Source organism: Pseudomonas sp. MPB26 (genome assembly GCF_046605355.1).
Classification (GTDB): Bacteria; Pseudomonadota; Gammaproteobacteria; order Pseudomonadales; family Pseudomonadaceae; genus Aquipseudomonas; species Aquipseudomonas cedrina.
In genome coordinates this window covers 1128526-1154163 of sequence record NZ_CP176793.1, presented here as the reverse complement: position 1 = coordinate 1154163, position 25638 = coordinate 1128526, and the positions used below count along the sequence as shown (strand labels likewise).

The following is a 25638-nucleotide window of genomic DNA, read 5'->3' as shown; positions in this document are numbered from 1 at the left end:
ATACTGGCAAACGGGGCTTTTGCCAGGCATAAAAAAACGGCCTACCTTTCGGTAAGCCGTTTTTAGTACTTGGTGGCTACACAGGGACTTGAACCCCGGACCCCAGCATTATGAATGCTATGCTCTAACCAACTGAGCTATGTAGCCAAGTGGCGCGCATTATTCGCGTAGAACGGGAATGCGTCAAGTATTTATTTTGAATTTTTATCTACGCTTTCAACTGTTTAAGGTAAACCACCGGCCTCGAGCGACGAGTGGCTGGCGATTCACCCTGCCGAGTACCAAAAAAGCCTGATCGCGTTGGGCAGATATCCCTGCCACCCGACGCGGTGCCTGACTTTATGGATACTGCGAGTTATGAGTGGCGCGTTTAAGCTGTTCGCGCGCCCTGGATAGGCGCGAGCGGACAGTGCCGATAGGAATATCCAGAGCGTCCGCCGTGTCCTGGTAGCTGCCGTCGGTTTCCAGCGAGGCGTACAGTGTCTTGCGCATTTCCACTGGCAGATGGTCGATAGCGCTCAGGGTTTTTTCCAGGCGACGATTGACTTCGAATTCCCAATCCAGGTTGTGGTTGTCTTCCTGGCCGTGCCAGAGCGATTCATCGAATTCACAATGCACGGGCTTGGCGTACAGGCGCCTGAAGTGATTGCGGATAAGGTTCTGCGCGATACCGCACATCCAGGTGCTCAGCGTGGCGTTGCCGCTGAAGCGCTCCCGGTTGCGCCAGGCTTCGAGGTACGTCAATTGCAGAAGATCGTCTGCATCTTCCGGGTTGAGCACGCGCTTGTGAATGAAGCGTCGCAGTTTTTTTTGTTGATCGTCCGTCAGGTGAAGCATGAATTGAGGCGAGCTGCCAACGAGGTGCGCTAAAGCTTCAATAGGGATATTCATGATTATTTCCTTGGAATAGACGCAGTCGAAAAGGTATCGACGGCAACCCCTTTTGCACCGGCTATGCCAAGGAAGTGCATTGGATAACATGTTGATTTGTATTGATAAACATCTTGAAATAGTGTGAATTTGTGCAGTGATTGGCATAGAGCGCCTGAAGCGCCGCGCAAGTTTTATCAAATTCGCCGTGGTACCCGGCGGGATGGAACCGTTCGAGCTGGCCTCGCCACACAGGGAAACACTCTTCCTGTTCAGGTCTGTCCATGAAAGTCGAATCCTCACCCGATGTGCAAAAGGTCACGCCCTCGGATCAACCTGCTTTCATCCAGACCTCCAAGCCCGCGCCGGTTCATGGCGCGGATGAACTCGCTCACCTGTTCAACCTGGAAGTGGCGAACAACAGTCAGCCGTTGAGCCAGCGCAAGGTGAGCGTGCGCGTGCCCCCGATCGAACAGATGGCGGAGCTTTATCGTCAGTTGGGCCATCCGGCCAAGAGGACGCTGGCCATGATGTCCTTGCTGACCAGGGAAACGTTGCGCCAGCGCGCCGACGTTAACGAATTGCTGGCGCTTTCCGAGGGCGACCCGGCGCGCGCGTTCGTGGTGCTCAAGTATGTGGCGGCCCAGGCCGATGCGGAGGCGCGCCCCTCCGAAGCGGCGTTGGCGCGCGATGCCATTGCCAGGCTGGAGGTTCGTCATAAAGGGGAAATTCAGGCCGGCCTGAACATCGCCGTGGTGCTGCAGGCGGCCAGTGTCGACCCGCAGGAGCGCCAGGCGCTGCGTACGCTCTACTACGCCAGCGTGGTAACACGACAATCCCTGGCGACGATGATGCAAGCGCTGTTGGGCGTCTACGGTGGCGAGCGATTTGCCGACGGGCTCAAGGTGATGCGCAAAGCCTTGGCGGACGATATTGCATCCAAGGTGTCGTCAATGCCGACACCGCTGTTGCGCAGCTTGTTACTGGGCCTGCAAAGCTGTGGACAGTTGAGCGGCGTGTTGACGGGTTGTCATGCGCTGATCCAGCGCCTGGGTATCCAGCACGACGCAGTGAGCCTGCTGCAGCGCATGCTGAGTTTCGCCGGCGCAGGCATCACAGCGGCTGAGATTCTACGGATCGGCGATGAATTGGCAGGTGGCCCGGACGCCCGGAAGCTGGTGTCGCTCAATGCGCTTTACCCCTTGGTCCAGCAATTGCCATTGGCGATATGGCTCGACGGTCGAGTACGCGAAGAAACCCTTCGTAGTTTCCTGGGGGTGATGGGTGAGCTGGATCGGCTTACACGCAGCCCCGCCCGTTTTCCAGGTGAACCGGGGACCATGGCGTGACTGCGCTTTCGGTCATCAACCGCTTTTTGCTCAAAGTGGCGCAGCGCGCCGAAGTACTGGGCGCCGTGGTGGTGATGGCCATTGTGTTTATCTTTATCGTGCCGCTGCCCACTTGGCTGGTGGACATTCTTATCGCACTCAATATCTGCATCTCGTGCCTGCTGATCGTGTTGGCGCTTTACCTGCCGGGCCCCCTGGCATTTTCGTCGTTCCCGTCAATTCTGCTGTTGACCACCATGTTTCGCCTGGCGCTGTCGATTGCGACGACGCGCTTGATCCTGCTGGAGCAGGACGCCGGTGACATCGTCGAGGCGTTCGGCAATTTTGTGGTCGGTGGCAACCTGGCCGTGGGCATGGTGATTTTCCTGATCCTGACCCTGGTCAACTTTCTGGTGATCACCAAAGGCTCGGAGCGGGTGGCTGAAGTGGCAGCGCGGTTCAGCCTGGATGCAATGCCCGGCAAGCAGATGTCCATCGACAGCGACCTGCGCGCCGGCTTGATCGACGGCATTCAAGCACGGGACAAGCGCGAGCAGTTGTCCCGTGAGAGTCAATTGTTCGGCGCCATGGATGGCGCCATGAAGTTCGTCAAGGGCGATGCCATCGCGGGTTTGATCATTGTTGTGGTCAACCTGTTGGGCGGCTTCTCCACGGGCATGTTCCAGCACGGCTTGAGCGCTGCCGATTCAATGGCGCTGTATTCGGTACTGACCATCGGCGATGGCCTGATCGCACAGATTCCGGCGCTGCTGATCTCCCTTACCGCCGGCATGATCATCACCCGTGTGGCGCCGGATGGGCGCAAGGGTGTCACCAACATGGGCGCCGAAATTGCGCGGCAAATGACCAGCGAGCCCAAGAGCTGGATGATCGCCTCGGTGGGGATGCTTGCATTTGCGGCGGTGCCTGGCATGCCAACTGTTGTGTTTATTTTCATCGCGCTGATCACCGGCAGCCTGGGGTATTACCTGATGCGCCAGCGCCAACGACAGGAGCAGCCCAACGCTGAAGCCTGCGAAGCGGTGCGCCCCGAAGAGAACGGCCATGAGGACTTGCGTGGGTTCGATCCGTCGAGGCCCTACCTCTTGCAGTTCTCTCCGGTGCTGAGAGGGACGCCTGAGGTGGCTGATCTCATTCATGCGATTCGCCAGGCTCGCAATGCGCTGGTCGCCAATATCGGCCTGACATTGCCACCCTTCGAGGTGGAGCTCGATGACTCATTGGCCGACGATGAAATGCGCTTTTGCGTGCATGAGGTGCCGATGGTCAAGGCGTCGGTGGTCAATCATGTGGCGGTTGAGCGCAAGGCCCTGACGGTCGAGCCGGCGCACGGTATACCCGGGCTTGCGGAGCGTGATGAGCAGGATTGGCTCTGGTTGGCACCGGATGATCCGCTGCTCGACGACCCGCAGTTGGAGCGCTTCACCGCGGCGAGCCTGATCGTTGACCGCATGAAACAGGCCATGATGCTCAGTGGGCCGCAGTTCCTGGGGGTTCAGGAGAGCAAATCGATCCTCAGCTGGCTGGAGCACAATCAGTCGGAATTGGTCCAGGAGCTGCAGCGGATCATGCCGCTGTCGCGCTTTTCGGCGGTGCTGCAACGCCTGGCCAGCGAAGGCGTGCCGTTGCGGGCGGTGCGGCTGATTGTCGAGTCGCTGATCGAGTACGGCCAGCATGAACGTGAACCGGACGCGCTGGCCGACTACGCGCGCATCGCGCTCAAGGCACAGATTTACCATCAGTACAGCGAAGCCGACGGTCTGCATGCCTGGCTGCTGTCGCCGCATACCGAAAGCATCCTGCGTGAAGCGCTGCGCCAGACGCAGACCGGGGTGTTCTTTGCCCTCGATGACGAGTACAGCGCGGCGTTGGTCGGCCTGCTTAATCAGGCCTTTAGCGTGCGCCCGAAACTCAAGAGCGTGATGTTGGTGGCGCAGGACTTGCGCAGCCCTCTGCGTACTTTGTTAGTAGAAGAATTCAACCACGTACCGGTGCTGTCTTTTGCCGAGCTGGGCATCGCCTCCAAGGTCAAGGTGCTGGGGCGCTTCGATCTTGCCCAGGACGAGTTGATGCGTGGTGCGGTGACATGAGGGGTTGGTCATGTCCGGCACGGAGGGCGCGATGATGTTCGAGCTGCGAGTGCTTGATGGGCGGCATCAGGGCGCCGCACTGCCATTGTTTGGCGAGCAATGGAGTATCGGTGCCGGCGCCGATGCAGACTTGGTGCTGACCGACCCCGGCATCGCCGAGCAGCATGCGCGACTTCGTCTTGCCGAATCGAACTGGTCCGTGCAGGCAGAGGCGGGGTTGTTGAAGGATGCCGAAGGTCAGACGGTGGCACAGATCTCGAACCTGGCGTGCAACGTCACCTTTTCAGTGGGCAATGTGCGGCTGTGTGTGACCTTGGCCGATGAGCCCTGGCCCCAGGCGCCTGCTCCTGCGGTGTCGCCACCGGTCAATGAACCGGCGCGACCGCTTAAATTATCGACCCTCTCGCAGTCGCAACAGAAGCGTTTGATCAGCTTGGTGCTGGTGGTCACGACCCTCTTCATTCTGGGGGGCATGGCGTCCACTGGCGAGCCTGAGGCCCAGGCTTCGTTAATGCCGCCTGTGGTGCGCAAACGTGAACTGGCCTCTCCGTTCGAGGTACGCCAGCAGTTGTTGAAAATGCTCAACGAACGGGAATTGAGCCAGCGAGTCAGTTTGCAAGTGATCAATGGGCAGGTCGCCCTCAGTGGTGACGTCTCCCAGGATGAGGTCGATCTGGTCGCGCGCATGCTCAGCCGTTATGGCGAGCAGTTCGAGAGCGCGGTGCCGGTGATCAGTCGTGTGCGCGTACGCGACAGCGCGTTGCCGTTCAAGATAGTGCAGATCGTGGGCGGGCCGAATGGTCACGTGGTGCTGGAAGAGGGCAGCCGACTGTTTGTCGGGGATGAAGTGGATGGCCTGCGCCTGGTGCTGATCGACAACAGCAAAGTGGTCTTCGATGGCGTGCAGCGTTATGAGGTGCGCTGGTGAACGCCGAACTGCAGGCGCGTCTCGACGCCTGGCAGCAACGCCAGGCCCAGGCGTTGTCCAGTTTTTCGCCGGTGACGATGCGAGGTCGAATCCAGCGCGTCAACGGGATGTTGCTGCAGTGCCGGCTGCCTCAGGCACGCATCGGAGACTTGTGCCAGGTGGAGAAAAAACCTGGCGATTACATGCTGGCCGAGATCATCGGTTTCGATCAGCAGGACGCCGTGCTCAGCGCTTTGGGCAACCTGGAAGGCGTGCAGGTGGGCGCCGGCGTTGAGCGTCTTGGCGTTTCGCATCGGGTGCAGGTCAGCGAGGCATTGCTGGGCCAGGTGCTGGATGGTTTCGGACGGCCGATCACGGGGGAAGGCCCCAGTGCGTTTGTCGAGGCGGATGTGCCGGTGGCGAGCGCGGTGTTGTGCGAGGCGCCGTTACCCACCGAGCGACCACGCATCAACCGCGCGCTCGCCACCGGGGTGCGCTCAATCGACGGCTTGCTGACGCTGGGCGAAGGCCAGCGCGTGGGCCTGTTTGCCGGGGCCGGCTGCGGCAAGACCACGCTGTTGGCCGAGATCGCCCGTAACGTTGATTGCGACGTCATCGTGTTCGGCCTGATCGGCGAGCGGGGCCGGGAGCTGCGCGAATTTCTCGATCATGAGCTCGACGAGCAACTGCGCTCCAAAGCGGTACTGGTGTGTGCAACGTCCGATCGTTCCAGCATGGAGCGGGCGCGCGCAGCCTTTACGGCCACCGCATTGGCTGAGGGTTTCCGGCGCAAGGGCAAGCGGGTACTGCTGCTGATTGACTCCCTGACCCGTTTCGCCCGGGCCCAACGTGAAATCGGCCTGGCCGCCGGCGAACCCCTGGGCCGCGGCGGCCTGCCGCCTTCGGTGTACAGCCTGTTGCCGCGTCTGGTAGAGCGCGCCGGGTTGACCCGTAAAGGTGTGATCACCGCGATCTACACCGTACTGATCGAGCAAGACTCCATGAACGACCCGGTGGCCGATGAAGTGCGCTCGCTGCTCGACGGCCATATCGTGCTGTCCCGCAAGTTGGCCGAGCGTGGGCACTACCCGGCGGTGGATGTGCTGGCGAGTCTGTCGCGGATCCTGAGCAACGTCGCTTCGCCCGCGGATATCCAGGCGGGTACGGCGCTGCGGCGTTTACTTTCGGCCTATCAGCAGATCGAACTGATGCTCAAGCTGGGTGAATACCAGCCGGGCAGCGATGCGTTGACCGACCTGGCCGTGGAAAGTCGCCAGGCTGTCGATGGTTTTTTGCGCCAGGACTTGCGTGAGCCCGCATCGATGGAAACCACGCTGGAACACCTCAAGGAGCTGACGGCCAATGTCCCATTCTGACGTGTTGCTCGGTGAAGTCGAGACGCTGCGGCGCCTGCGCCGGCACCGGGCTGACCGGGCCGAACGTGCCCTGTGTGAAGCGAAGCGGGCCCAGCAGGCGCTGCTGGCGCATATCCAGCAGGCTCAGGATGCGCTTGAGCAAACCCGGCAGGAGGAGACCCAGCAGAGTGCGCGGTTGCTCAGCGAGTATCAGGGCCAAGTCCTGAGCCTGCAGGCGCTGAAGTCCTGGGGAACACAGGAGCGTTCGTTGTCTGCCAATACTTGCCGCGAAATGGGCCGGTTGGAGGCATTGAAGGGACAGCGGGAAGAAAAGCAGACCCGCGTCGGCAGTGCCCAGAAACACGTCAGCGAATGCCTGCGTCAGGTGGAAAAACTTAAAGAGTTGTCCCTTTTACTGGCGCAGGAGCCGACATGAAACAGGTTTTCGATAAGCCCGCTGAGCGTCCACGCCTACGTGAAACACGAGAAGACCGTGAGTCGGGAACAGCTGGCGTGGTGCCAGCGGAATTGACGCGGTTATTCGCCATGCTGTGGACCGATGACCGTGACGGTTCTGGTGCGCACGCTTCGCTGTCGGGAAAGAAGGGGATGGGCAGTGTTGCCATGATCGAGGCGCTCGCCGAACAACTGGCGCCTCGTATTCAAGCTGTCTCGCAGTGGCCGCTTCAGGCCGTGTTGTACCTGCCTCGCCTGGGGCGGATCAACGCCCGCGTGTGCCGCGAGCAGGATGCCTGGAGTATCGACCTTGAGGCGCAAGAGGATGCGACGGCGCGCTGGCTCAGCGGCGTGCGGCAACCCTGCGAGGACCGGCTCGCGGTGGCGCTGGGCCAGCCGGTCAGCCTGCATCTGCCCACTGTCGGTCGCGCATGATAATGCCGCTGCTGAGCTTGCCTGTGGTCAAGGGCGACACGGTAGCCGCGCGTCGTCGCCTCGGGCGTGGCCTATGCCTGGCGTTTCAGGTGGCCGAGCAGCGAGGCGAATTGCGGCTCGAGCCGGGCCGTGCTCCCGCAGCGGGCGAGGTTGTGTGCTTTGAAACCGTGTGCGGTGTGCTAGCGCTTGCAGAGGCAGGGCCGTTGCTTAGCCTGTTGGGGGAGTGCCCCGTGACGCTGGCCCCGTCCGGCAACGATGCGGATTCCTGGTTCTGGGCGCTGTTTCAGCATCACCTGAGTCCTCAGGTCAAAGCGCTGCTGGGCTATGTGCGATTGCTGGAGGCTGCGCGGCCCAAGGCGTTTGGCTGTCGACTTACCGTGGCCCTGGGGGCTGCCCGGGTCGAGGGCTATGTGTGGCTGACCCCCGAGAGCTTCCTGGCGTTGTGCGACGCCGGACCCTGGCGCGCCACAGCCGGGTCTCTGCCAGCGTCGTTTCCAATGGCCATTGCGGTGATCCTTGGCCGTGTGCAGCTGCCGATTGCGCAAGCCCGCAGCCTGCGGCCCGGTGATGTGCTGGTGCTGGAGCAGGCTTTTTTTCGCGCCCAGGGCGATGGCCATCTACAGGTTGGCACCCGGCGACTGCATGGGTGCATTGACGATGACAGCGGGCCGTTGTGCCTGACCCTTACTTCAATCGAGGACGCGTCTGTGGACGAAGCATTCATAACCCCCCACTACCCTGGGGATGAAGAGGACGAGCCCGTGGTGGATGTATTCGGCCACGAGCCGTTCGATGAGCTGAGCATGGCGCTGAACGTGCGCTGCGGCACGCTGAACCTGACCCTGGGCGAGTTGCGCAACCTGGCGCCCGGTGCGGTGCTGGGCATTGCCGGTTACGCGCCGGGCATGGCCGGGCTTTATTACGGCGACCGGCCGATCGGCCAGGGGCAGTTGGTGGAAATCGACGGGCGCCTGGGCTTGCAGTTGTCCCGTGTGATGTTCGGACGATGATGCTCCAGGGGTTGGACCCCTTAGTCCTGGCGGTATTCCTGGCGGCATTATCGTTGATGCCCATGCTGTTGATCGTCTGCACCGCGTTCCTGAAGATCGTCATCGTGCTGATGATTACCCGTAACGCCATTGGCGTGCAGCAAGTGCCGCCGAGCATGGCCATCAATGGCATCGCGTTGGCAGCCACGCTGTTTATCATGGCCCCGGTGGGGTATGAGATCGCCGAGAACGTCAAAGTCTCACCTGTGGACTTGAGCAACGTGCAAATGTTCCTGCAGACAGGCAATGAGGCCATCAAACCGCTACGCGCCTTCATGCTGCGCAATATCGACCCGGACGTGCTGACGCACCTGCTGGAAAACACCGCGCGCCTGTGGCCCGCGCAAATGGCGCAGGAGGTGCAGCGCGAAGACCTGATCCTGCTGATTCCGGCGTTCGTATTGTCGCAACTGCAAGCGGGTTTCGAGATCGGCTTTCTGATCTACATTCCCTTCATCGTCATCGATCTTATCGTCTCCAACCTGCTGCTGGCGCTGGGCATGCAAATGGTCTCGCCGATGACGATCTCCCTGCCGCTCAAGCTGCTGTTGTTCGTGATGGTGTCCGGTTGGTCGCGCCTGCTCGACAGCCTGTTCCTTTCCTATCTCTGAGGGGCTTATGGAACCCATCGTGCTATTCAAGCAGGGCATGTTGCTGGTGGTCGTGCTGTCGGCGCCGCCGTTGATCGTGGCGGTGGTGGTCGGGGTGCTGACGTCTCTGGTGCAGGCATTGATGCAGGTGCAGGACCAGACCCTGCCCTTTGGCATCAAGCTGGTGGCGGTGGGGGTCACGCTGATCATGACCGGCCGTTGGATTGGCGTGGAGTTGATCCAGCTGATCAACCTGACTTTCGACATGATCGGCCGTTCGGCCCTGAACTGAGGCGCTGCCCGTGCTGCTGTATATCGAATATCTGCCCAGCCTGGTGATCGGCATGGCGCGTATCTACCCCTGTGGAATCCTGGTGGCGGCGTTCTGTTTTCAGCATATACGGGGCATGCCGCGACATACCATCGTGATGGTCATGGCGCTGATGCCGGCACCGGGTATCCATGCCGCGTTGGCGGGCCAGGACTACTCCGCAATGATGCTGGCTGCGCTGGTGCTCAAGGAGGTGGTCCTGGGGGTTCTACTGGGGGTGCTGCTGGCAATGCCGTTCTGGATGTTCGAGGCGGTGGGCGCGCTGCTGGACAACCAACGCGGCGCCTTGGCGGGGGGGCAGCTCAACCCGTCGCTGGGGCCGGACGCGACGCCGATTGGGCACTTGTTCAAGCAACTGGCGATTTTCCTGCTGATGGTCAGTCTTGGGTTGGGGACGCTGACCCAGGTTATCTGGGACAGTTACCAGATCTGGCCACCCACGGTGTGGTTTCCACTGCCTGGCGCCAATGGCATGGATGTGTTTGTCGGCCTGCTTGGCGATACCTTCACACATATGCTGCTCTATGCGGCGCCCTTTATCGCCGTGTTGCTGCTACTGGAATTCGGTATCGCGCTGCTCGGGGTTTATAGCCAGCAATTACAAGTCAGTACCCTGGCGCCACCGATCAAATGCCTGGCGGGGATCGGCATTCTGCTGCTGTACTTTGCGCTGCTGCAGGACCTTATCGTCGGACGCATGGGGCTGCTGGGCGACCTCAAACACTCACTGGGATTGTTGATCAAGGTGGCTAACCCATGAGTGATTCCGGCGAAAAAAAGCACCCGGCTTCCGCCAAGAAACTGCGAGACCAACGCAAGAAAGGCCAGGTCGCCCAAAGCCAGGATGTTGCAAAGCTGGTGGCGTTGACGGCCATCAGCGAGATTGCCTTGTTCACTGCCGAGACCAGCCTGCAACGCTTCCAGCAATTGATGCTGCTGCCGATGTCACGCCTGACTCAGCCTTTTGCGCGAGCGCTGGAGGAGGTGCTGTTTGAAGGGGCGGTGGTGTTTTTTTCATTCGCTTTGTTGATGGCCGGTGTGGCGATTGCCGCCAAGCTGATCAGCAGTTGGATGCAGTTCGGGATGCTGTTTGCACCAGAAACCTTGAAACTGGATTTCAATCGGCTCAACCCGATCAGTCAGATCAAGCAAATGCTCTCCGCCCAGCAATTGATGAATCTGCTGATGAGCGTGGTGAAAGCCTGTCTTATCGCCTTGATTCTGTATGCAGTAATCTGGCCCTCATTGGGCACGCTGATCAACCTGGCCACTAGTGATTTGCAAAGTTACATCCTGGCGCTGATTGCGCTGTTCCGTCACCTGCTGCATGTGTGCCTCGGCATGCTGCTGGTACTGGCCCTCATTGACCTGGTCATGGTGAAACACTTTTTCGCCAAGCGCATGCGCATGACCCAGGTGGAGGTCGTCAAAGAGTACAAGGACATGGAGGGCGATCCTCACGTCAAAGGCCAAAGGCGTTCGCTGGCTTATCAACTGGCCCAGGAAGAACCGAAGGTCAAGCTGCCCAAGCTGGAGGAGTCCGACATGCTGGTGGTCAACCCGACGCACTTTGCGGTCGCCCTGTATTACCGCCCTGGCAAGACGCCGCTGCCGATGCTGGTGAGCAAAGGCACGGACGACGAGGCGCGCGACTTGATCCGTCGCGCCAAGGCAGCCGATGTGCCGGTGATCCAGTGCGTATGGTTGGCCCGCACCCTCTACACGAAAAAGCTGGGGGCCAGTATCCCCCGTGAAACCTTGCAGGCCGTGGCTCTGATCTACCGCACCCTGCGTGAGCTGGATGATGAAGCCAAGCGCGAAACCCTGGAGCTGCCCGAGCTTGAGCAGCGTTGATCAGCGGTTTGGAGGCGAGTCCAGGGCGTGCAGATTGGCCAGCGACAGCATCCGGCTGAGGATCCTGTCGAGTTCAGCGTTGTTTGCCGGCATGGCATGCCAGATCACCAGGGCGTTCTGGGCGTTGAGGTAGACAAAACAACCATCGAATGCCAGTGCCTGCTCGAAGCGTCGTTCCAATACGCGCTGCAACTGCCCGGGCTGCACGGCTTCGCGAGCCACTTGCAGGGTCAGTCCCGATCGGTTTCCTGCTTGCAATGCGCAGACCTTGATGCCGGGCGCGAGGGACAGGTGAGCGGCAGCGCCGCTCACCAGATTTTCCAACAATACCTGGCGTTGATCGTCGGACATAGCCATATGCCTCACCGTTCCAGCGATACCGTCTGGTAATCCGCGCGCTCGCCGGCCGGGCCAGGTTCGACGCGCATTTGCGGCGGCCACCAGATCACCATCTTGTCCTTGCTCGATTGCGGGCGTGAGCACGAGTCACCTTTGCAGGTGGGGGTACAGCCGGTGATGAGCACCGCTGCGCCGATCAGGGTCATGCACAAGAGTGCGAGTTTCATGGCGTTGCCTTTTTATCAGAAGTGATCAACGAAGGACGCGGCACGCTGAGGTGTTCGTCCTTCACCACAGGGCGCATGGCGATAAAAACCTCGGCCTCTTCACCCGGCTTGAGCCAGGCGCGCGGCCATACGGTGACCGCCAGGGTCTGTGAGTTGCTGCATTCCTTTTCATCGATTCGCACATTGCGCTTGAACTGGTTGCGCAGCACCACGACCGCCACGTTGTACTTGGGGCCGGCGAACCACTGGCTGCGTTCGGTATTGAGCGCCAGCAAGTCACGGGTGCTGCACAAGGTGCCGAGCCCCAGCGGCATCGGCGCCGACTTGAACGCCTTGGGCACTTCCCCGCTGACCAGGCGTGCCAGGGTGCCGATGATGTCACTGCGTTTGATCACCGGCGCGTGGGGGGAATAGCGCCTGGCGAGCGGCGTGAGGGCGGCTTGCAATTCGGCCTGGTCGGCCTGCGGCAAGTAGCGCGACGGGTCGTCCTGGTCGCCGATGACCCGTGGTGTAAGAATGAACAAGCGTTCACGCCGATTGTTCTGGCGTTCGGTCGAGGAAAACAGGGCCTTGCCCAACAGCGGAATATCCCCCAACAGCGGAATTTTGTTTTGTTTGTCCGAACTTTGCGTGACATGGAAACCGCCGACTACCAGCGAACGCTTTTCCTGCATCACGGCCTGGGTACTGATCTTGCCCCGGCGTACATCAAGGTGGTTCGGGTCGGGGTTGCTCTCGTCGAAATTGCCGTCCTCTATATCCACCGTCAGGTGGATCTGGTGGGTGCCGCGACTGGTGGTGACCCTGGGCACGACCTGAAAGCTGGTGCCCACGGTCACCGGCAAAATGGTTGCGTATTCACTGCCGGGCGTCAGGTATTGGGTGCGGTTGAAGTCAATCACCGCCGGTTGGTTTTCCAGGGTGAGCACCGAGGGGTTAGAGACCATGGTTGCCAGCCCCTTGGCTTCCAGCGCGCGGATATCTGCGTTGAAGCGGTCGCGGCTTCCAATCGACACCTGCGACGAGGTGCCAGGTGCCATGTTCACCTCACCCCGGAAGCGGCTGTTCTGGAAGCCCCACTTCACCCCGAATTCGTGCAATTGCGTACGTTCGATGTCGAGAATGATCGCATCGATTTCGATCAATTTACGCGCAACGTCAAGCTGGGTGATCAGCTCGCGGTACATGGCCTGGCGTTCCGGCAAGTCATAGATCAGCACCGCGTTATTGCGCACATCGGCTTCGACGCGGATGCGGCTGTTGGATACCGGAGCGCGTGGGGTCAGTGTTGGACCTGTGTCCAACAGCCCCGCATTGCTATTTGCACCGAGCATTTGGCCCAGCAGCGGGTTGCCCAATCGCGGCACGTTTGGCGTAAGAGGCGCAGGCTGGGACGTAGGACGCTGGCTCAGCCCGGACAGTGTGGAGGCCGAGCGTGGTTCCAGCAGCCCGCGCAAAATACTGGTGACGCCGGGAATCGTGAGTTTTTCGCCGCGATAATCCACCAGGCGGTCCGCCGCATTGGCAAACTTCAACGGATAACTCAGCACGCTCTGTTTTTCATCCGGCGAGCGGCGTTGGCTGCTGAACTGCTTGATCTGTTCGATATAGCGCTTGGGGCCGGAGACCAGTACCACACCGTCTTCCGGCAACTCGCCCCAACCGAAACGGCTGTCGAGCAGGCCGATATCGGTCAGCGCCTGCTTGAGGTCGGCAATCGTCTCCGACGAGACTTCCAGCCGCGCGGACTCTTGTTGATCCAGCGTACTGATGAACAGGGTGTTGTTGTAGAGGTACCACTGAAAGCGGTGTTCAACGCCTAGCCTGTCCAGCATGGATTGCGGGGTATTCGCGCGGATCTTGCCGTTGACGTCGCCTTCCAGCAGGCCCTCGATTTGCAGTTGCGTGCCAAAGGTCTGGGCGAAGTCTTCGAGTACTTCGCGTAGCGGTTTGTGTTCGGCCTCGTAGGCGTAGGCGGTGTTTTTCCATTCGGCGGGGATGGCGGCAAGGCTACTCTGCTGCGGTAACAGCAGCAAAGGCAGCGCAATCAGGCTGTACCAAGGCGCGCGCGCTGTAAAAGTTACGGTCGAGCTTGTGCGCAAGCCTGTGTGCTTGTGTTTTTTGTTGGACATGACAGGTTCTCTATTTCAGTGCAGTGCAGTGCTTGCGTAACACAGTGGGTTGGAACTTGCTGCCAGAACTCGCCTGACGAGCAATGACACTGCGCCAAGTGTCTCGCTGGTTGAGAAGTGCTTCGACAGCGCTCAGCAGTTGATCCTGACTGCAACTGCGTGGCAGGCCCAGCACCAGCCAGAGGTCGCCTGTCCCGGGACAAAGGGCCAGTGCGCCCTTGAAATGCGCCAGGCTGGCTTCTCCTAGACGTTGCCAGGCCTGCAACGGGTAAGTTGTGAGACCTGGGCGAGTCAGTTGAATACGCAGCAGCAGATGATCTTCATGGCAATGCAGGCTCAGCTCGTCGTCGTTTTCATAAAGCCTTGCCTGCGATTGATGGCCATTCAAACAATCAAGCAAGGCTGGGCGCCAATCGCTAGGAGCTGTTTGCGAGGACATAGTTGAAAGTCTCGTTTTCGAGGCCGTGCAAGGCTGACGCCATCGACATTTTTCTGCTTATGTCGAGTGACTGCTGGGTCATCTCGGTGAATAGCATTCCCAGCTGTTCTATGTCCTGCATGTCTTGAATGTCAGTTCCCATTTTCCTGAAGTCTTTTTCACCCTGGGCCAGCCCCCTATAGAGCTTTGGAAGCAGGCGGTCATCACCAATCATGGGTTATCTCCGGTAGGTTGCTACCTCATGTGTGGCCGCTGATGTGTAACAGGTTCCATCAGCTTGGGAATTCTTTTAAAAACAGCGCTCATCGGCACCGTGAGTCACTTGGGGGCTATCAGATGGTCCAGAGCATCGACCCAATTGATATGAAAGCCGCCGTCTTGTGTTTCGAGCAGCAATGACTGGGCGCTGACTTCGTTCGCGACTCGAAGTGTCCAAGGCACATCAATCAAGCGAGCGAGCCATTGTTCGACGGCTTCTCGGTCCTGTGGATGGCACAGCAGGTTCGCGTTGACGGGCGGCAGTTGAGCTGCCAGCAGTTGGCTGAGTAGAGCCTTGATACGTTGAGGGGGCGGGGCCTCATCCAGGAGACTCCGAATGGCGCTGTTAATCACTGAGGTGGCGACCTGTTCCAGGCCCTCATGCATCGCCTGGCGTTCCGACTCCCAGCGCTGCAGAAGGGGGGTGGCGCGTTGCCAGAAATGTTGGCCGGCCTCTTCCAATACACGCTCACACTGGGCTTGAGCTTGTTGTATGAGCGAGTGTGCCTGGGCTTGGGCGTGCTCGATCAACTCGCGGGCCTGGGTGAAGTCGACAAGCATTTCCCGAGGAATCAGAGCTGACGGCAATTGCGCGTTAACGGTGTGCAACTCGATTTTTTTGGGGCAAAACATACTGGGTTTTCTCAGAAGGGCAGGCGCTGGGTTTCGTTGAGGTTGGTTGACGTTGCGCGCCAGAGCGCGGCTTGCCACATGGTGTCCAAGCGGCCGTGGGGGTTGGGCAATCTGGGGTGCGATTCCAGTTCAAGTACCCGCTGGCGGGCAAAGCTCAAGCGCAACCGCTGCCAGATGGCTGGTGATACCCAGGCGCGCAGGTAATGCAAAGGGTCGTCAACATTCACCGGTAACAGCACTTCTGGTGTCATCGCCTTGGTCAGGCGCTGGCACCAGAGGTGCTGTTCCCGGTTCAAGCGGCTGTCGCGGCTGGGGTTGTCTATTTCTTTGACCAACAAAAGGGCAAGGTCTTGTTGTGGCGCACTACAGGCCAGCAGCAGCTGAAAGATAGGGGCAGAAGGGCGGGGAGGAAGTTCAGGTTCGATCTCGAACAGAAGGCTAACCCGCTGATGATGAGTGCGCGAAAGCACCTCTGTTTCCACAAAGCTGTTCTGCATGCTCCAATCGCGGTGCGCGTTTTTCCATGGGAAAGCCCACCATCGAACCCACATGAGGTCCTTATTCATGGGAAGGTATGATTGGCTCTAACGGCCGATTGTCCGTGGCCCGTCGGCGCCAGAATAACCATGCAGCGCCTCCCAGCGCGAAGGCGATAAAGGGCGCGATGAGACTGCTGCGCCAGAACACGAGATCCTGCTCCGGTACCAGGAAGGGCCCGAGGTAGGTGAGTTGCTGCTTCTCCTGATAGGCGGTAGCGGGCACGAAAACGACGGTCAGTTTTTGCGTGTTTTCTATCGCTGAGGCCATACCGGGGATGCTGCTGGCAACCATCCTTCGCACGCGAGGTTGAATGTTGTCGGGGTCCAGTCGCGGATCATGCTTGATGAACACCGAGGCGGATGCCGGTTGTACGGGTTCTCCGGGCGCTACGCGCTCAGGTAGCACAACATGGACACGCGCAACGATCACGCCATCGATCTTCGACAGGGTGGCCTCCAATTCTTGTGACAGTGCATAGATATAGCGCGCCCGTTCTTCCAGCGGGGTGGAAATTACCCCCTCCTTGCGAAAGATATCGCCTAAGGTGGAGCGGCCTACTTTGGGCAGACCGACGGCCTCCAGCGTACGAACAGCTCGGCTGATGTCGTTTGCCCGGACGCGAACAACCACACCGTCCTTTGCCGCAACCTTCTCGGCGCGGATCTTCTTGTCCGCCAATTCAGCAATGACTTCGTTGGCGTCTTGTTCGGACAACTGGCGATGGAGTTCTACACTCTCACCGCAGCCGGCGAGCATCAATGTCGATAGGCAAAAGAGCGTGATGGAGAGATAGCGATGCATGCGGCTATGCCATGTTGGAGATTTTATCAATGCCTTTCACCAGCGTGCCGAGCACCTTGACTCGACTCACCACTGCAAAGTTTGCGAGAGCAAGTGAGTGTGGCAGCGCCATGGAATCCTCGGTCTGCTTGTTCCGCAGCCTGTCATCCACCCCTCTTTTCACGCGCCTGAACGGCGACTCGGAAACGCTAAGATTGAATAGGTTATCGGGCATAGAGGGGGCGATTCTTTTGTAGTGCCCTGCGGTAGGATCAAGTTGCGCGTTGAAGAAATCCACATCGGAGATCTCGTTAAATGCAGCGGGCGATTCAGCCTGAGCATCCCCGGATCTTTTTTGCACGCGCTCTGCGTCGTCGATGTACATATGAAACTCCCATGAGCCTGTCTAATGCAGCGATGTTGGTGACAGTGTTCTCCCCAGCGTCGGCTGGGGAGGTGGGGGTTGCTTAACGTGAATACGTCACTTTGCCAACTACGTTGGCGAGCGCGGTGGAGAAGTCGACCGCTTTGGTCGTTAACGAGAGTGCGACGTTCTCTTTCAATTTCTCTATGGCAATGTCAGTTTGTTGTTTCCTGGACCAATCTCCAGCCTCGGTCAACCTTTTGGTGTCTGCATCATTGCTTGGAATAGTCATTTAAGCCACCTTCGTATTAGATAGGATGACGTGCAGATGTTGTTTGTCCAGCGCCTGCACTGTTTGTGAGCGGTTGTGTCTGCTCGTATCCTAGGTGGCTGGCGCTGTGAGGTTCGTTCCTGATTTTTTACAAAGTACCTGTTTGTAAATGTTTCAGTGTTTGAAAGGGCGGGCAGGGGATTTGGGCCTAACTTGAATATTTCCGCTTGCTTTCAAGGGGGAAGTATTTTCAATTGTTTCATTCGATAGTAAAGCGTGCGAAGTGCGACCCCCAACTCTGTCGCGGCACTGTCGACGCTATGTTCATGACGCTGCAGCGACTCCTCGATCAATACTTTTTCGATCTGTTGGAGGCGTGCCTTCAAATGGGTCTCTGCCTGTGGTGTATGGCTTGTAGGGAGCGGGGTCAAGCCCAAAACGAAGCGCTTGGCGGCTGAGCGAAGTTCGCGAACGTTACCCAGCCATCGGTGGCAGAGCAGTTGCTGCAACAGCGTGCCTGCTGGCGTCAGCACAGGGCAGTTGAAGGCCTCGGCCTCTTGTTTGATCATGCTCAGGAACAAGGGAATAATAAGTTCCCGCCGCTCCCGCAGAGGAGGAAGACAAATATTGACGACGTTCAGGCGAAAATACAGATCCCGTCGGAAGGCACCTCGTTCCACCATCTCATGCAGAGACTGCTGTGCAGAAGCGATGACACGCATATCCACCGCGATGAATCGGGTCGAGCCCAGCCGTTCGACCCCTCGAGACTCCAGTACTCGCAGCAGCTTGGCTTGGAGCGACAGCGGCATGCTATCGATTTCATCAAGGTACAAGGTGCCTAGATGGGCGGCCTCTACATAGCCGGCCCGCGATTGCATCGCGCCGGTATAAGCGCCGCTGTTGACACCGAACAATTGGCTTTCGGCGAGGCTTTCCGGGATAGCTGCACAGTTTACGGCGATGAAGTTACCCCGTCGGCCGGAGAGGTGATGAATGCGCTGCGCCAAGGTATCCTTGCCAGTGCCGGTTTCCCCCAACAATAAGATGTCAATATTGAGCGTAGCAGTGCTGCTCAACAGGCTCTTAATATCTGGATCGTCAATCAGGGAGATATCCGTCTCATTTTCCATGTGGTCGAACGCCGACATCGAATGATTACTCCATAATCAATATTGGGATACGGATCGCAGGCTTACTCCAGTAGATCGAATTTTATAAGTGTTGTCACTTGCTCTCGTTGTCGTAATTTGTCCAGAGTGTGTAGGATAAATTAGATTGTTAGTTGGGTAGTTGCAGAGGGCGAATAAGTGGGCAGGATAAATCTGAAGTTGATCCAGCCTTAGCTGAGGGGGTAACGTTAAAATTCATAAACAGTCACCCACAAAAAAGCCGATGCACTGCATCGGCTTTTATTTACGGCGTAAACCGCAGGTAATACTTATACGTTGAAACGGAAGTGCATCACATCGCCATCTTTGACGATGTATTCCTTACCTTCCAAACGCCACTTGCCCGCCTCCTTGGCACCCGCTTCACCCTTGTACTGAATGAAGTCGTTGTACGCGATCACTTCGGCGCGGATGAAGCCCTTCTCGAAGTCCGTGTGAATCACACCAGCGGCCTGTGGCGCGGTGGCGCCGACCTTGACGGTCCAGGCGCGGACTTCTTCGACACCGGCGGTGAAGTAAGTCTGCAGATGCAGCATTTCGTAGCCGGCGCGGATCACGCGGTTCAGGCCAGGCTCTTCCAGGCCCAGGGCTTCGAGGAACATGTCTTTTTCTTCGCCGTCATCGAGTTCGGCGATTTCCGCTTCGATCTTGTTGCACACCGGGACTACGATCGCACCTTCTTCGTCGGCGATGGCCTTGACCACGTCCAGCAGCGGGTTGTTTTCGAAGCCGTCTTCAGCGACGTTGGCGATGTACATCACCGGCTTGGTGGTCAGCAGGTGGAAGCCCTTGATCACCGCTTTTTCGTCGGCACTCATGTTCTTCATCAAGCTGCGTGCTGGCTTGCCTTCAGTGAAGTGAGCGATCAACTGCTCCAGCAGGCCTTTCTGGACCACTGCATCCTTGTCACCGCCCTTGGCGTTGCGCGCGACTTTCTGCAGTTGCTTCTCGCAGCTGTCGAGGTCGGCGAAGATCAGCTCCAGGTCGATGATCTCGATGTCGCGCTTGGGGTCGACGCTGTTGGAGACGTGGATCACGTTCTCGTCTTCAAAGCAGCGGACTACGTGGGCGATGGCATCGGTCTCACGGATGTTGGCGAGGAACTTGTTGCCCAGGCCTTCACCCTTCGAGGCACCGGCTACCAGGCCGGCGATGTCGACGAATTCCATGGTGGTCGGCAGGATGCGCTTGGGGTTGACGATGGCCGCCAACGCCGCCAGGCGCGGGTCAGGCATGGCCACGATGCCGCTGTTGGGCTCGATGGTGCAGAAGGGGAAGTTCTCCGCTGCAATACCGGACTTGGTCAAGGCGTTGAACAGGGTGGATTTGCCGACGTTGGGCAGGCCGACGATGCCGCAATTGAATCCCATGGTGTTTCCCCTCGGTAAGAGTCAGGCCTTCTGGCTGTGCAGGTTTTTCATCGCGCGGTTCCATTCACCGGCGAAGATATCCGGCAGCACGCCGAGGGCAAAGTCGATGCTGGCATCGAGTTTTTCCTGTTCGGCGCGTGGCGCACGACCCAGGACGAAATTTGAAACCATACTGGCAACGCCTGGGTGGCCAATGCCAAGCCGCAGACGGTAGAAATTATTCTGATTACCCAGCTGCGCGATGATGTCGCGCAGGCCGTTGTGCCCGCCATGCCCGCCGCCCAGCTTGAGCTTGGCAACGCCGGGCGGCAGGTCCAGTTCGTCATGGGCCACCAGGATCTCTTCGGGTTTGATCCGGAAGAACCCCGCAAGCGCTGCGACCGCCTGGCCGCTGCGGTTCATGTAGGTGGTGGGTATCAGCAGACGAACATCCTGACCCTGGTGCGAGAAACGCCCGGTCAGGCCAAAATATTTGCGATCGACCGCAAGGTTCACACCTTGTGCGTGGGCGATGCGCTCAACAAAAAGGGCCCCCGCGTTATGCCGGGTCTGTTCGTATTCGGCGCCTGGATTTCCCAGGCCAACGATCAGTTTAATGGCAGTCACGACAGGAGCCCTTCCTTTGGAGTTGTGGATAACATCGCCAGACCTGAGTGCGGCGAAAGTGGACGACATTACATCATTTACTCAAGAGTAAACGCCGCGTTATCGCCCGCTTTCTCGCTACGTTTCGGTCCGCGATGTTTCCTCATGCTCCTTCGTTGCAGAGATTATTACTCTGCAGCGGGTTCGCCAGCTTCATCTTCAGCTACAACACGTGGCGCGTGGACGTTGGCAACAGCCTTGTCGTCGTTGTGAGCCAGTGCAACGAACTCAACGCCTTTAGGGGCCTTGAGGTCGGACAGGTGAATGATGGTGCCGATTTCAGCAGCCGACAAGTCGACTTCGATGAACTCAGGCAGGTCTTTCGGCAGGCAGGTCACTTCCAGCTCGGTGGTGGTGTGGGAAACAACGCCACCTTTCTTGACCGGAGCTTCTTCGCCTACAAAGTGTACAGGCACGATGGCGGTCAGTTTCTGGCCGGCAACAACGCGAACGAAGTCAGCGTGCATGATGAACTGCTTGGACGGGTGACGCTGCATTGCTTTAACGATAACGTTCTGCTTGGCGCCGTCGACATTCAGCTCGATCACGTGGCTGTAGGCAGCTTCGTTTTCGAACAGCTTGGCGATTTCCTTGGACAGGATGGTCACGGATTCAGCAGGCTTGTTGCCACCGTATACAACGGCCGGGATGTTGGCGGCGTGACGCAGGCGGCGGCTCGCACCTTTCCCCAGGTCAGTACGCGCTTGGGCGTTCAGAGTAAAGTCATTCATGTTGTATCTCCAAAATAGCCATCATCGAGCGGCGTTTGCGACCAGCGCCGGACTCGACATGGGCAAAAAAGCCCCGCCCCAACAGAATGTCGGGGCGGGGCGCTTTTCGTCAGAGGATGTACCGAAGGTTTGACCCTTAACGGAACATCGCGCTGATCGATTCTTCATTGCTGATGCGGCGAACCGCCTCGGCAACAACCGGTGCGATATCCAATTGACGGATACGCGAACAGGCTTGTGCAGCAGCGGACAACGGGATGGTGTTAGTCACCACCAGTTCGTCCAGCATGGAATTTTCGATGTTCTCGATCGCTCGGCCAGACAGCACAGGGTGTGTGCAGTAGGCGAAGACTTTAGCCGCGCCGTGCTCTTTCAAGGCTTTGGCCGCGTGGCACAGGGTACCGGCGGTGTCGACCATGTCATCAACCAGAATACAGGTACGCCCTTCGACATCACCGATGATATGCATCACTTCGGAGTGATTGGCTTTCTCGCGGCGTTTGTCGATGATCCCGAGGTCCACGCCCAGGGATTTGGCAACAGCCCGTGCACGCACGACGCCACCAATGTCCGGGGACACGATCATCAGGTTTTCAAAGCGCTGGTCTTCGATGTCATCCACCAGGACAGGGGAGCCGTAGATGTTATCTACTGGAATATCGAAGAACCCCTGGATTTGGTCAGCGTGCAGGTCAACCGTGAGAACACGATCGATGCCTACCACGGTGAGCATGTCAGCCACGACTTTCGCGCTGATAGCCACACGTGCGGAACGCGGACGGCGATCCTGACGGGCATAACCAAAGTAAGGGATTACAGCTGTGATTCGAGTCGCTGAGGAGCGGCGGAAGGCATCAGCCATCACGACGAGTTCCATCAGGTTATCGTTGGTCGGAGCGCAGGTCGGCTGAATAATGAAGACGTCTTTACCGCGAACGTTTTCATTGATCTCGGCGGTAATTTCGCCGTCGGAGAACTTACCGACAGAGATGTCACCGAGAGGGATATGCAGCTGACGTACGACACGTCGAGCCAGATCGGGGTTGGCGTTCCCCGTAAAGACCATCATCTTGGACACGCGCAGTACCTAGAGGCTGAGGGTAACCTGGATGAGTATGGAAAATGGCAGGGGCGGCTGGATTCGAACCAACGCATGGCAGGATCAAAACCTGCTGCCTTACCGCTTGGCGACGCCCCTGTATCTGTTGCAACGAGTGCCTGGCACTCGATTCCTTTAGAGCAGATTTTGCAGCTTGCGATGCAACATCGAAACGTTGCTTCCCTTTGCTACAAACCCTGTAAGGGTCTCTGTAAGAAGGGCCGAGACTTTATCAGCTTCAGCTTTGCTTGGGAAGCCCCCAAACACACAACTTCCAGTTCCGGTTAATTTTGCTTCGGTAAATTTACCTAACAAATTCAAAGCGTTACGTACCTCTGGATAACGCCTTGCTACAACCGGTAAGCAGTCATTTCGACTGTTTCCCTTGGGAACGGGGCGCACTTTAATGGGAGGAGTGTTACGTGTCAACAGCGGATCTGAAAAAATTTCTGCTGTACTTACAGATACTTGCGGAACAAGCACGACGTACCACGGCTCTTCGGGGAATTCAGGGGTCAGTTTTTCGCCCACGCCCTCGGCGAAAGCCGCGTGCCCACGCACGAAAACCGGGACGTCGGCACCCAGTGTCAGGCCCAGCGCGGCAAGGCGATCATGGTCCCAGCCCAGCTGCCACAAGTGGTTCAGGCCGAGCAATGTGGTCGCGGCGTTCGAGCTGCCGCCACCGATGCCGCCGCCCATGGGCAGGATCTTATCGATCCAGATATCAATGCCCAGCGTGCAGCCGGACTGTTCCTGAAGTTTTTTCGCAGCCTTCACAATCAGGTTGCTGTCGTGAGGGACGCCTTCGAATTCGGTATGCAGCCGGATCACGCCGTCGTCGCGTACGGCGAAGGTCAGTTCGTCGCCGTAGTCGAGAAACTGAAACAGCGTCTGCAATTCGTGGTAGCCGTCTTCGCGGCGACCGAGAATGTGCAGCATCAGATTCAGCTTGGCCGGGGAGGGCAGGGTCAATGTTTGTCCGGACACGTCATTGCCCCAGCTTGCGCGGCTGCCAGTCCTTGATCACCAGCGTGACGTCCAGGTCGGTGCCATGCAGCTTGATACGCTCGGGTAGCCAGTAACCGCCTTGTTCCACGTAGCTTGAGTATTCGACCTGCCAGCCATCCTGTTCCAGGCTGGCCAGGCGGCTGTCGCCGTTGAGGGTCAGGCGGCTCTTGCTATCGGGCGCGGGCAGGCCACGTACCCACCAGACCAGGTGCGACACCGGCAGCTTCCAGCCTATCTGTTCTTCCAGCAACGCCTCGGGCGAGGTCGCTTCGTAGCGGCCCTGGTTGGCCACCTCAAGGCTGACTTGCCCCGGACGGCCGGTCAGGCGCGCGGCGCCACGGCCCAGCGGACCCGACAGGCGAATGTCGTAGTAGTCCTGGCGTTGCAGCCAGAACAAGGTGCCGCTGCCGGAGTCTTTCGGGGCGCGCACCCCCACTTTGCCTTCGATCTGCCAGCCATCGATACTGCTGAGCTGGTCCTTGTGCTGCTTCCATTGCGCCGGGTTGCCCTGGCCCTCAACGGATTCGCGGGCGCCAAAACCCGCGCAACCGACGAGCAGGGCGATGAAGCTCAACATGACAACGTGGCGCAAGAACATAAGCTTAAAGGGTCTCGGATCCGGTCAGGCGCTTGATGGTGCTGCGCAGGATGGGGCTTTCGGGCTGTTCCTTGAGGAATTTTGCCCAGATTTGACGCGCTTCGCGTTGCTTGCCATTGGCCCACAGCACTTCGCCCAGGTGTGCGGCGACTTCGTGGTCGGGGAAGCGCTCCAGCGCCTGGCGCAGCAAGCGTTCGGCTTCATCCAGGTTGCCCAGGCGGTAATTCACCCAACCCAGGCTGTCGAGCACGGCGGGGTCTTCCGGGTTGAGCTTGTGGGCTTGCTCGATCAGTGCCTTGGCTTCGGCGTAGCGCGTGGTGCGGTCGGACAAGGTGTAACCCAAGGCGTTGAGAGCCATGGCGTTGTCCGGGTCGCGCTTGATGATCAGGCGCAGGTCCTTTTCCATCTGCCCCAGGTCATTGCGTTTCTCCGCCTGCATGGCGCGGGTGTAGAGCAGGTTCAAATCGTCGGGGAATTGCAGCAAGGCTTGTTGCAGCACTTTCCAGGCGCGCTCGCCCTGATTGTTGGCCGACAAGGTCTCGGCCTGGATCAGGTACAGCTGGATCGCGTAGTCCGGTTCGGCATCGCGGGCCGCGGCCAGGCGCTTTTCCGCCTCGTCGGTGCGCCCGTTGCCCATCAGGATATCGGCCTGGCGCAATTGAGCCGGCAGGTAATCGTTGCCGGGGCCGACCTGGGCGTACTCAAGCAGCGCGCCCTGCGGATCGTTGCGTTCCTCGGCGATACGGCCAAGGTTCAAGTGCGCCGAGTCCACATGGCTTTCACGCTGGATCAACTCTTCAAGATAACCCTTGGCCTCATCCCAGGCCTTCGCTTCCAGGCACACCAGTGCCAGGGAGTAGCGCAGTTCGTCGTCGTCCGGGTATTGCTGGACAAGACTGGAGAACTGCACCTTGGCGTCCTCCATGCGGTCCTGCTCCACCAGCATCCGCGCGTAGGTCAGGCGCAGGCGTTTGTCATCCGGGTACTTCTTGATGCTTTTTTCCAGCAGCGGAATCGCTTCCTTGCCGCGACTGAGGTTCTGCAACAAACGTGCGCGCAGCAGAATCGGGGCGATTTCGCCTTCTTCCGGCGGGTTCTGTTCCAGCAGCTTGAGCGCCGCGTCGGCTTCGTCGTCCTGCTGCAGCAGCAAGGCCTTGCCGAAAATCAGCTGGCTGTTCTTCGGGTGTTTTTGCAGCAGGCGGTCGAAACTCTTCATCAGGCCGTTGCGCGTGTCCTGGTCGGTGTCTGCGGCCGACAGCGCGAGAAAATCGAAATGGGTGTCGCCCTTGCCCTGCAGGACTTTCTCCATATACGCCATGGAGTCGTCATAGCGCCCGGCGCGCGCCAGTTGAATGGCCGCCGCCCGCTGTGCTTCCAGATCATCCGGCGCGTTTTTCGCCCAGATCAGCGACGTGTCCAGCGCAGCCTGGTCGGCGCCCAGGTACTCGGCGATGCGAAACGCGCGCTCGGAAATCCCCGGATCCTGGGTATTGATGGCCTGGGTCACGTAGTTATCCAGCCCAATATCAAAGCGATTGCGCTGGCCGGCCAGCTCCGCGCTCAGCAGGCTGAACACCGTTTCTTCACTGAACGAGGAATAAACCTTGGGCTTTTCAGGGGCGGGGGTGCTGTCTTCCACCGGCGGCGTACCGTCCGGCGACACGGGTGCCATGGCCTGGCAGCCGCTGAGGAAGACAAAAGCAAGGAGCAACGCGGAAGATCTATTCATATAGGAAGAGGACGACT

30 protein-coding genes and 2 tRNA genes are annotated in these 25638 nt (G+C 58.9%); 11 read left to right on the top strand and 21 right to left on the bottom strand.

The features are described 5' to 3' along the window. Positions 1 to 70: 70 nt before the first annotated feature. Positions 71 to 147: transfer RNA gene (locus tag ACLH0H_RS05470), tRNA-Met, on the bottom strand. A gap of 192 nt (positions 148 to 339) precedes the next feature. Then, on the bottom strand, positions 340 to 891 hold the full coding sequence (locus ACLH0H_RS05465; protein WP_411381267.1) for an RNA polymerase sigma factor: 552 nt from the start codon (positions 889 to 891) through the stop codon (positions 340 to 342). Between the two features lie 263 nt (positions 892 to 1154). Here ACLH0H_RS05465 and sctW point away from each other — a divergent pair, with 263 nt between their 5' ends. From sctW to sctU, 11 genes are read left to right on the top strand one after another with little or no spacing between them, the layout of a single operon-like run. Further along, positions 1155 to 2219 carry a type III secretion system gatekeeper subunit SctW gene (gene sctW, locus ACLH0H_RS05460; protein ID WP_411381266.1) on the top strand — a complete coding sequence of 355 codons (1065 nt, stop codon included), beginning with the start codon at positions 1155 to 1157 and terminating at the stop codon, positions 2217 to 2219. Further along, a complete protein-coding gene (gene sctV / locus ACLH0H_RS05455) occupies positions 2216 to 4309 on the top strand; it encodes a type III secretion system export apparatus subunit SctV (RefSeq protein ID WP_411381265.1) in 2094 nt (697 codons plus the stop codon). The genes sctW and sctV overlap by 4 nt, the downstream gene beginning before the upstream one ends. 34 nt (positions 4310 to 4343) lie before the next feature. Beyond that, positions 4344 to 5237, top strand: coding sequence for an FHA domain-containing protein (locus tag ACLH0H_RS05450; RefSeq protein WP_411382372.1), 894 nt, complete (start codon positions 4344 to 4346; stop codon positions 5235 to 5237). After that, positions 5234 to 6592 carry a FliI/YscN family ATPase gene (locus ACLH0H_RS05445; protein WP_411381264.1) on the top strand — a complete coding sequence of 453 codons (1359 nt, stop codon included), beginning with the start codon at positions 5234 to 5236 and terminating at the stop codon, positions 6590 to 6592. Before ACLH0H_RS05450 ends, ACLH0H_RS05445 begins: the two co-directional genes overlap by 4 nt. After that, positions 6579 to 7007: a type III secretion system stalk subunit SctO gene (sctO, locus tag ACLH0H_RS05440; RefSeq protein ID WP_411381263.1), complete on the top strand. Its 429-nt coding sequence runs from the start codon at positions 6579 to 6581 to the stop codon at positions 7005 to 7007. Before ACLH0H_RS05445 ends, sctO begins: the two co-directional genes overlap by 14 nt. Next, positions 7004 to 7462 (top strand): type III secretion system HrpP C-terminal domain-containing protein, encoded by a 459-nt coding sequence (locus ACLH0H_RS05435; RefSeq protein ID WP_411381262.1) that lies wholly within the window; start codon positions 7004 to 7006, stop codon positions 7460 to 7462. Before sctO ends, ACLH0H_RS05435 begins: the two co-directional genes overlap by 4 nt. Continuing rightward, positions 7459 to 8472, top strand: a complete 1014-nt coding sequence (locus tag ACLH0H_RS05430; RefSeq protein ID WP_411381261.1) for a FliM/FliN family flagellar motor switch protein — start codon at positions 7459 to 7461, stop codon at positions 8470 to 8472. Before ACLH0H_RS05435 ends, ACLH0H_RS05430 begins: the two co-directional genes overlap by 4 nt. Next, complete coding sequence (sctR, locus tag ACLH0H_RS05425) at positions 8469 to 9122, top strand: type III secretion system export apparatus subunit SctR (RefSeq protein ID WP_411381260.1); 654 nt, start codon at positions 8469 to 8471, stop codon at positions 9120 to 9122. The genes ACLH0H_RS05430 and sctR overlap by 4 nt, the downstream gene beginning before the upstream one ends. 7 nt (positions 9123 to 9129) lie before the next feature. Then, the gene (gene sctS, locus ACLH0H_RS05420) at positions 9130 to 9393 is read left to right on the top strand and encodes a type III secretion system export apparatus subunit SctS (RefSeq protein ID WP_043049218.1); all 264 of its coding nucleotides are present in this window, start codon (positions 9130 to 9132) and stop codon (positions 9391 to 9393) included. 10 nt (positions 9394 to 9403) lie between these two features. Beyond that, complete coding sequence (sctT, locus tag ACLH0H_RS05415) at positions 9404 to 10192, top strand: type III secretion system export apparatus subunit SctT (protein ID WP_411381259.1); 789 nt, start codon at positions 9404 to 9406, stop codon at positions 10190 to 10192. Further along, positions 10189 to 11286, top strand: a complete 1098-nt coding sequence (sctU, locus tag ACLH0H_RS05410; protein ID WP_411381258.1) for a type III secretion system export apparatus subunit SctU — start codon at positions 10189 to 10191, stop codon at positions 11284 to 11286. The genes sctT and sctU overlap by 4 nt, the downstream gene beginning before the upstream one ends. On the opposite strand, the gene ACLH0H_RS05405 is transcribed toward sctU, so the two are convergent. The 19 genes from ACLH0H_RS05405 to ACLH0H_RS05315 all read right to left on the bottom strand — a co-directional run bounded on the left by ACLH0H_RS05405 (position 11287) and on the right by ACLH0H_RS05315 (position 25621). Further along, positions 11287 to 11637: a transcriptional regulator gene (locus ACLH0H_RS05405; RefSeq protein ID WP_411381257.1), complete on the bottom strand. Its 351-nt coding sequence runs from the start codon at positions 11635 to 11637 to the stop codon at positions 11287 to 11289. It abuts the gene before it with no gap. 11 nt (positions 11638 to 11648) lie between these two features. Continuing rightward, positions 11649 to 11852, bottom strand: coding sequence for an HrpT family type III secretion system protein (hrpT, locus tag ACLH0H_RS05400; protein WP_411381256.1), 204 nt, complete (start codon positions 11850 to 11852; stop codon positions 11649 to 11651). Continuing rightward, on the bottom strand, positions 11849 to 13984 hold the full coding sequence (gene sctC / locus ACLH0H_RS05395; protein ID WP_411381255.1) for a type III secretion system outer membrane ring subunit SctC: 2136 nt from the start codon (positions 13982 to 13984) through the stop codon (positions 11849 to 11851). The genes hrpT and sctC overlap by 4 nt, the downstream gene beginning before the upstream one ends. A 10-nt stretch (positions 13985 to 13994) precedes the next feature. Then, positions 13995 to 14423 (bottom strand): type III secretion protein, encoded by a 429-nt coding sequence (locus ACLH0H_RS05390; RefSeq protein ID WP_411381254.1) that lies wholly within the window; start codon positions 14421 to 14423, stop codon positions 13995 to 13997. Next, positions 14401 to 14637, bottom strand: coding sequence for a hypothetical protein (locus ACLH0H_RS05385; RefSeq protein WP_411381253.1), 237 nt, complete (start codon positions 14635 to 14637; stop codon positions 14401 to 14403). Before ACLH0H_RS05385 ends, ACLH0H_RS05390 begins: the two co-directional genes overlap by 23 nt. Before the next feature lie 104 nt (positions 14638 to 14741). Further along, entirely contained in the window at positions 14742 to 15314 is a 573-nt protein-coding gene (sctL, locus tag ACLH0H_RS05380; RefSeq protein WP_411381252.1) for a type III secretion system stator protein SctL, read from the bottom strand. Positions 15315 to 15325: 11 nt separating this feature from the next. Further along, positions 15326 to 15811: a type III secretion protein gene (locus tag ACLH0H_RS05375; RefSeq protein ID WP_411381251.1), complete on the bottom strand. Its 486-nt coding sequence runs from the start codon at positions 15809 to 15811 to the stop codon at positions 15326 to 15328. Positions 15812 to 15872: 61 nt separating this feature from the next. Next, the gene (sctJ, locus tag ACLH0H_RS05370; protein WP_411381250.1) at positions 15873 to 16655 is read right to left on the bottom strand and encodes a type III secretion system inner membrane ring lipoprotein SctJ; all 783 of its coding nucleotides are present in this window, start codon (positions 16653 to 16655) and stop codon (positions 15873 to 15875) included. Positions 16656 to 16659: 4 nt separating this feature from the next. After that, a complete protein-coding gene (locus ACLH0H_RS05365) occupies positions 16660 to 17019 on the bottom strand; it encodes a hypothetical protein (RefSeq protein ID WP_411381249.1) in 360 nt (119 codons plus the stop codon). A gap of 82 nt (positions 17020 to 17101) precedes the next feature. After that, positions 17102 to 17290 (bottom strand): hypothetical protein, encoded by a 189-nt coding sequence (locus tag ACLH0H_RS05360; protein WP_411381248.1) that lies wholly within the window; start codon positions 17288 to 17290, stop codon positions 17102 to 17104. A 212-nt stretch (positions 17291 to 17502) separates the two neighbouring features. Further along, positions 17503 to 18420 (bottom strand): sigma 54-interacting transcriptional regulator, encoded by a 918-nt coding sequence (locus ACLH0H_RS05355; protein WP_411381247.1) that lies wholly within the window; start codon positions 18418 to 18420, stop codon positions 17503 to 17505. Positions 18421 to 18710: 290 nt separating this feature from the next. Continuing rightward, positions 18711 to 19811 carry a redox-regulated ATPase YchF gene (gene ychF, locus ACLH0H_RS05350; RefSeq protein WP_411381246.1) on the bottom strand — a complete coding sequence of 367 codons (1101 nt, stop codon included), beginning with the start codon at positions 19809 to 19811 and terminating at the stop codon, positions 18711 to 18713. A 21-nt stretch (positions 19812 to 19832) separates the two neighbouring features. Further along, entirely contained in the window at positions 19833 to 20417 is a 585-nt protein-coding gene (gene pth, locus ACLH0H_RS05345) for an aminoacyl-tRNA hydrolase (RefSeq protein WP_411381245.1), read from the bottom strand. Positions 20418 to 20584: 167 nt separating this feature from the next. Beyond that, positions 20585 to 21187: a 50S ribosomal protein L25/general stress protein Ctc gene (locus ACLH0H_RS05340; RefSeq protein WP_411381244.1), complete on the bottom strand. Its 603-nt coding sequence runs from the start codon at positions 21185 to 21187 to the stop codon at positions 20585 to 20587. Positions 21188 to 21323: 136 nt separating this feature from the next. Then, positions 21324 to 22265 carry a ribose-phosphate pyrophosphokinase gene (locus ACLH0H_RS05335; protein ID WP_003208392.1) on the bottom strand — a complete coding sequence of 314 codons (942 nt, stop codon included), beginning with the start codon at positions 22263 to 22265 and terminating at the stop codon, positions 21324 to 21326. 45 nt (positions 22266 to 22310) lie between these two features. After that, positions 22311 to 22385: transfer RNA gene (locus ACLH0H_RS05330), tRNA-Gln, on the bottom strand. Between the two features lie 36 nt (positions 22386 to 22421). Next, positions 22422 to 23225 carry a 4-(cytidine 5'-diphospho)-2-C-methyl-D-erythritol kinase gene (gene ispE, locus ACLH0H_RS05325; RefSeq protein ID WP_411382371.1) on the bottom strand — a complete coding sequence of 268 codons (804 nt, stop codon included), beginning with the start codon at positions 23223 to 23225 and terminating at the stop codon, positions 22422 to 22424. Positions 23226 to 23274: 49 nt separating this feature from the next. After that, complete coding sequence (gene lolB / locus ACLH0H_RS05320) at positions 23275 to 23892, bottom strand: lipoprotein insertase outer membrane protein LolB (RefSeq protein WP_411381243.1); 618 nt, start codon at positions 23890 to 23892, stop codon at positions 23275 to 23277. Positions 23893 to 23896: 4 nt separating this feature from the next. Next, positions 23897 to 25621, bottom strand: a complete 1725-nt coding sequence (locus ACLH0H_RS05315) for a tetratricopeptide repeat protein (protein ID WP_411381242.1) — start codon at positions 25619 to 25621, stop codon at positions 23897 to 23899. Positions 25622 to 25638: the final 17 nt, after the last annotated feature.